This is a genomic window from Peribacillus sp. P4_C12 (genome assembly GCF_056402095.1).
In genome coordinates, this window is record NZ_JBFUIB010000766.1 from 1 (window position 1) to 1,404 (window position 1,404).

Annotated in this window: 2 protein-coding genes; both read right to left on the reverse strand. The window is 37.7% G+C overall.

What is annotated here, in order from left to right; genetic code table 11:
* Window positions 1–990: flagellar biosynthesis protein FlhB (gene flhB, locus AC1DUW_RS28775; RefSeq protein ID WP_477644179.1), on the reverse strand; the 990-nt coding region annotated here is incomplete at its 3' end.
* 1 nt (window position 991) lies between these two features.
* Window positions 992–1,404 (reverse strand): flagellar biosynthetic protein FliR (locus AC1DUW_RS28780; protein WP_477644180.1); only part of this gene is annotated, 413 nt, incomplete at its 5' end.

Consider the following 1,404-nt stretch of genomic DNA (forward strand, 5'->3'; position numbering starts at 1 on the left):
ATCATATAAAGACCTTGCCAAAGGACGGTTTTCCACCATGATCACATCGTTTTCTTTAGCAATATATTTAATTTTCTGAGCTACAAAATCAACGCCTTTTGCCACTACAAACGGAGCCTCCGCCTTATTTTCATCATATTTTAAAGCAATCGCAAAATGCGTCGGGTTTGTGATGACGACATCAGCATTTGGCACTTCCTGCATCATTCTCTGCGCTGCCATCTGCCTTTGCTTTTGCTTAATCTTTGATTTAATTAACGGGTCACCCTCAGAATTTTTATATTCATCCTTAATATCCTGTTTGGACATCCGGATGTTTTTTTCAAAGTCATATTTTTGATACAAATAGTCTAATAGAGCAATGAACAATAAAGCCACGGCAGCATAATACCCTACCTTTATCGTAATATCTGCCAATGTTGCCATTGCTTCTTCCACAGAAATCTGGGATAAAATCATAATCTCGTCCATACGCTGCCAAAGTACATAAAAGGCAACTAAACCTACAAATGATATTTTAAGAATGGATTTCAATAATTCAACAATGGCCCTCAAGGAAAAAATACGTTTGAATCCTTTAATAGGATCCAATTTTTCAAGTTTAAACTGAATTGACTCAGTAGAAAACATAAACCCAATTTGCATCACATTAGCCAAAATTCCTGCAATCACCGCTGCTGCAAAAACAGGACCGAGGACAAGCCCCATCTCCTTCAAAACCTCTATCATGGTAATTTGTATATTTTCCTCACTGAATCCTGCAATCGTAAAGTGTTGCAGATATTCTTTCATGAGACCGAGAAGATGATTGTACATATAAGGTCCCATCATCAATAGCACCGAAAACACAGCAATTAAATTCACAGAGGTATTTACATCCTGACTTTTAGCTACCTGTCCTTTTTTCTTCGAATCCTGACGTTTTTTTGGAGTCGCCTTTTCCGTCTTTTCACCAGCGAAAAACTGTAAATTCAGCTGAATCCACACCATGTTATACGCCTCCGATCAGCTGCATTAACTGACGCATCGTCACAAGTAAGAAATTAAAAAGTTGGGTAACAACCGTCATCATCATCCCCATGACTATCACTATAACCGCTAAACCTGCTATAATTTTCACTGGAATTCCGACAACAAATACATTTAATTGGGGAACTGTCCTTGCCAGAATGCCAAGCGTGACATCCACTAAAAAAATGCTGCCCACTACTGGAATTGACATTTGAAACGCAATCATGAATGTCTTACTAAATGCTTTGGCCAAGTACTCTATTAATGCCTGGTCCCCAAAGAGCACAAATAATTGATCAATCGGGATGAACTGATAGCTATAAAAAATTCCATCCAAAAGCAAATGATGACCGTTTGTACTTAAAAGAAATAATAAGGCAATCGTATATAGAT